Below are 4,559 nucleotides of genomic sequence, written 5' to 3'. Positions count from 1 at the left end.
ACCCCAGACAGTAGGCGCCGTGATCGATGCCCAGCCGAAGCGCGCCGAGCGGAGCGGAGCGGAATCCGCCATGGCCGGCCAGGAACGCGATCGGGGCCTGACATTGGCGCAGGCAGACGCCCTTCATCGGCGTCCATTGATAGAGACCGGCGGCGATCAGGACGAGGCCGCCGAGGACCGCGCTGCCGGTCGCCATCGAGGGGTCGAGCAAGGCAAGACGGGCGAGCAGCCATTGCGCACCGGTCGCCACGAGGCTGAAGACGGCCCAGACGGCGAGGTAGCCGGCAAAAAACCATCCCGTCGAAGCGATGGGCCTGCCATCCGCCCGCGCCTTGCGGCCGACACCGGCATAGAGCAGCAACATCGGTGCGACCGAAGGCGTCATCATGCCGACCATCATCACCGCCCACATCGTGAAGGTGAAAGCGAAATCGGCCAATGCCCAGGCCCGGATGCCTGGCGCCACGGCGGCGCCCATATCCATGCCGCCCATACCCATGTTCGACCCGTCCATATTCGACATGTCCATTCCGGCCATGTCACCGCCTCCGCTGTCCGGCAAGGCGGAGCCGGGCATGACCATGTCGGTGGCGAGCCACAGCACATAGGCCCAGGCGAGCACGGCAATCACCACGAGCGCGGCCATCACGACCGCGCGATCGCGCCGCAGCACCGCCTCGAGGGCCGTGTCGCCCATTGGATCAGGTCAATGCACGATGCCGCTCTGCGTGAGATGCAGATTGGCGAAATGGCTGTGCGTATCGGCCAGCTCGAACTTGATCGGGCCCGTCGCCTTTGTCCAGCCGCGCCCGACCTCGGCGATCGCGTATTCGAAGCCGTGCGGCAGGTCGATGCGCGCCTGGTGGGCAGCGCCGGTGACCGGATTCCGGATCGGCTCGCCACGACCGTCGGTTATACCCTCGACATGCAGCTGACTGGTTCGCGCGTCGACGTCGATGTTGAATTCGATCGGCGCAAAGATCGGGTCGTGGAACTTCTCCAGCGTGGTCGAAAAGACCTGGAATATCGTTGCACCCGGTTCGGTGTCCAGACCGCCCAATATGCGAAGCAGCGCGCCACGTTGGGCTTCCGTCGCCCTCTCGTCGATGATCACCGCGGCTTCGCCCCCGCCCTGGTGTATGGCGCCGGGCCAGCTGAAAATCCCGACGAACCGCAATCCGTCGAGCTTGGTGTCGCCGTGATGGCCGCTTTCGATTTCCATGCCGGCGACCGCCTGGCAGAACCCGTATGTCGGCATGGCGTTGAACTGGCACGGGCAGCCATAGGCGCAGTTGCAGTTGATGAATTCGCGCGCCTTCATGGCCCATTTGACGTCCGGCATGGCATTCCTCCCTTGCCGCGCTCACGCTTGGTGAGCGCGATCCGGATCGTGGAGGACCAGAGGTCAACCGGCAGCAACCATCCGGCAGCATCTGATCGAAGCAATCCGGCGATTAATATTAGCCGACAATCATATACTTTCCGCAGCCGCCCACAATAGCCGATCGGCGGAGATGAGGGCTCCGAACGCAGGTCAATCAAGGACCGCCTTTTCGCGATAGGAATTTTTTCTTGACACCCTGCCCTCAGCTATGATACATTTTTGTCCATGGTGCTGATTTGCGCCGATGACCCGCCGCACAGGCGGGTTTTTCGTTTGATATCCTGTCCCCGCATCGCTGTTTTTGCCGCGACGAATTGGCATATTCGAAGTCCATCTCCTGGCGGACGGTGGCTGTTGCACGGTCCATGCCGCCGCACTATGGCTAGCGGCTTGTCAAACAAGGCGACGCAGAATGGCGAAAGACGGCGAGCACTTTAGCGGCGGGATGGGCATCAACACGCGGCTTGCCCATTCGGGCAACAATCCGCACGACTATTTCGGCTTCGTCAATCCGCCGGTGGTGCATGCCTCGACCGTGCTTTTTCGCGACGCGGCGTCAATGGCGGCTCGCACCCAGAAATACACTTACGGCACGCGCGGCACGCCGACGACCGATGCGCTCGCCAACGCCATAGACGCGCTGGAAGGTTCGGCAGGCACGATCCTGGTGCCGTCGGGCCTTGCGGCGGTGACGGTACCGCTGCTCGCCTTCGTGTCGGCCGGCGACCATCTGCTGATCGTCGATACCGTCTATCATCCGACCCGCAACTTCGCCGACACGATGCTGAAGCGGCTGGGCGTCGAGGTCGAGTACTACGCCCCCCATGTCGGCGCCGGCATCGCGGCGTTGATCAAGCCCAACACCAAGGTGGTGTTCACGGAATCACCGGCCTCCAACACCTTCGAGGTGCAGGACATCCCAGCCATCGCCAAGGCGGCGCACGCCGCGGGCGCCATCGTCATGATGGACAATACCTGGGCGACGCCACTGTATTTCCGCCCCCTCGACCACGGTGTCGACATCTCGATCCATGCGGCGACCAAATACCCGGCCGGCCATTCCGACGTGCTGCTTGGCACGGTGTCGGCCAATGAGAGCTGCTGGACGCATCTTTATGAAAGCTTCTGCACGCTTGGCTGCTGCGCCGGGCCCGACGACGTCTACCAGGTGCTGCGCGGCCTGCGCAGCATGGGCGTGCGCCTCGAACACCATCAGCGCAGCACGCTTGCCATCGCCTCCTGGCTCGAAGGCCAGAAGGGCGTGGCGCGCGTGCTCCACCCGGCCCTGCCCAGCCACCCGGACCACGAACTGTGGAAGCGGGACTTCTCCGGATCGAGCGGCATCTTTTCCATCGTGCTTGCCGGCGGCGGACAAAAGCAGCAGCACGCCTTTCTCGACGCGCTGCAAATCTTCGGCCTCGGCTATTCCTGGGGCGGCTATGAGAGCCTTGCCGTGCCGGTCTGGCTCGGCGACCGCGTTGTCGCGAAGGCCCCCTATGAGGGTCCATTGATCCGCCTGCAGATCGGCCTCGAGGACGTCGACGACCTGAAGGCCGACATTTCGCGCGGCCTGACCGCAGCAGCGGCTGCGTAGCGGAATTCTATTCCCTCAAATTGCAGTTTCCCGGATCAGTTTGGCTTTCAAATTCAGCGATGCCGCGTCATTGCGGTGCGATCAGCACATTTTCGACTTCCCCTGGAATATCGGCAGAGTTTTCGACCTCATGGCTTTCCGCCTTTTTGTTCCCATTCTTGCCGGCGCGACGCTGCGCGAGCGTCTCGTCGCCTGTATCGGCGCGACGATCGGCATTGCACTCACCGGTGTGATCGCCAGCCTTGTGCTCGGCAACGGCCCGCACGTGCCGCTGCTGGTGGCGCCGATGGGGGCGTCGGCGGTGCTGCTGTTCGCCGTGCCCGCCAGTCCGCTGGCACAGCCATGGTCGATCATCGGCGGCAACACGATATCGGCACTGGTCGGCGTGATCGTGGCGCATTTCATCCACGAAACCGCCCTTGCCAGCGGCATCGCGGTGGCACTGGCCATCGCCGCCATGTCGTTCACGCGCTGCCTGCATCCGCCGGGCGGAGCGGCCGCGCTGACCGCGGTGCTGGGAGGGCCTGCCGTGATCAGCGCCGGCTTCCTGTTTCCATTCGTGCCGGTGGCGCTGAACTCGATCCTGCTGGTGGCGCTCGGCTACGGCTTCCACAGGCTGGCCCGGCGCAATTATCCGCATGTGCCGGTTGCGGCGCCGGCAAACAGCCACGTCACCGGCGATCTGCCGGCGCAGCTGCGCGTGGGCTTTCGGTCGGAAGACATCGATGCCGCGCTTGGCGCACTCGACGAGACGTTCGATATCGATCGCAACGATCTCGACCGGCTGCTGCGGCAGGTCGAATTGCAGGCGATGGTGCGCGCGCACAAGACCCTTCTGTGCGAGGACATCATGTCGCGCGATGTGATCTCGGTCGATGCTCACACCTCCACCGACGCGGCGCGCCAATTGCTGCTTGACCACAACATCCGCACCTTGCCGGTCGTCAATGCGGAAGCCAGGCTGGCAGGCACGGTGGGGTTGCGCGAACTCACCCAGGCCTCGGGGACGGTTGGATCCGTCTTAACGCCCGCGGCAACAGCCGCCGCCGGCGTCGCCGCCATGGGTCTGCTGCCCGTCCTCACCGACGGCCGCAGCCATGCGGTCATCATCGTCGACGACGACAAGCGGATTCTCGGGCTGATCACCCAGACCGATCTGTTGGCGGCCACGGCGCGCCTGCAGGCTGCCTGACAAGCCTTCGCTCGCACTGTAGTGTAGCGGCCGCCGGACCCGGCAGAAAATCTTCGGGAACCTTTTGCCGGCGACAGCGTCCAATCTCCCAATCGAGATCCTGGTTCGGAGATTGGGTTGAGGAAACTTGCCATGCCTGCTGTGTTGACGGCCGTGCCTTCCGCTGTGCCAGGCGAGATGCAGCTTGTGCACCGCGCGCTGGCGCGCGACGGCGACGCCTTCCGCACCATCATCAAGACACACAATCAGCGGCTTTACCGGATCGCGCGCGGCGTCGTGCGCAATGACAGCGAGGCCGAGGACATCGTGCAGGAGGCATACGTCAAGGCCTTCGCCCATCTCGATGCGTTTCGCGGCGACTCCTCGCTCGCCACATGGCTATCGCGCAT

5 protein-coding genes are annotated in these 4,559 nt (G+C 64.2%); 3 read left to right on the top strand and 2 right to left on the bottom strand.

Annotated features, from left to right (window positions below; genetic code table 11):
• Both EN932_RS29955 and EN932_RS29950 read right to left on the bottom strand, forming a co-directional pair.
• Positions 1 to 697: DUF2182 domain-containing protein (locus EN932_RS29955; RefSeq protein WP_128369288.1), on the bottom strand; the 697-nt coding region annotated here is incomplete at its 3' end.
• Between the two features lie 9 nt (positions 698 to 706).
• Positions 707 to 1,342 carry a DUF1326 domain-containing protein gene (locus EN932_RS29950; protein ID WP_013532425.1) on the bottom strand — a complete coding sequence of 212 codons (636 nt, stop codon included), beginning with the start codon at positions 1,340 to 1,342 and terminating at the stop codon, positions 707 to 709.
• Positions 1,343 to 1,796: 454 nt separating this feature from the next.
• Here EN932_RS29950 and EN932_RS29945 point away from each other — a divergent pair, with 454 nt between their 5' ends.
• From EN932_RS29945 to EN932_RS29935, 3 genes are all read left to right on the top strand, one after another.
• A complete protein-coding gene (locus tag EN932_RS29945) occupies positions 1,797 to 2,978 on the top strand; it encodes a cystathionine beta-lyase (protein ID WP_128369287.1) in 1,182 nt (393 codons plus the stop codon).
• Positions 2,979 to 3,108: 130 nt separating this feature from the next.
• Positions 3,109 to 4,170 (top strand): HPP family protein, encoded by a 1,062-nt coding sequence (locus tag EN932_RS29940; protein WP_128369286.1) that lies wholly within the window; start codon positions 3,109 to 3,111, stop codon positions 4,168 to 4,170.
• A 132-nt stretch (positions 4,171 to 4,302) separates the two neighbouring features.
• Positions 4,303 to 4,559: sigma factor (locus EN932_RS29935; protein ID WP_281061561.1), on the top strand; the 257-nt coding region annotated here is incomplete at its 3' end.

This window comes from Mesorhizobium sp. M7A.F.Ca.US.002.01.1.1 (assembly GCF_004022955.1).
In the GTDB taxonomy this organism is placed as follows: Bacteria; Pseudomonadota; Alphaproteobacteria; order Rhizobiales; family Rhizobiaceae; genus Mesorhizobium; species Mesorhizobium ciceri.
The sequence above is the reverse complement of the archived record's forward strand: the minus strand, read 5'-3'. Positions and strand labels throughout refer to the sequence as shown.

Coding starts and splice junctions, on each gene's coding strand:
- EN932_RS29950 (WP_013532425.1), bottom strand. CDS start 1,342: ATGCCGGACGTCAAATGGGCCATGAAGGCGCGCGAATTCATCAACTGC.
- EN932_RS29945 (WP_128369287.1), top strand. CDS start 1,797: ATGGCGAAAGACGGCGAGCACTTTAGCGGCGGGATGGGCATCAACACG.
- EN932_RS29940 (WP_128369286.1), top strand. CDS start 3,109: ATGGCTTTCCGCCTTTTTGTTCCCATTCTTGCCGGCGCGACGCTGCGC.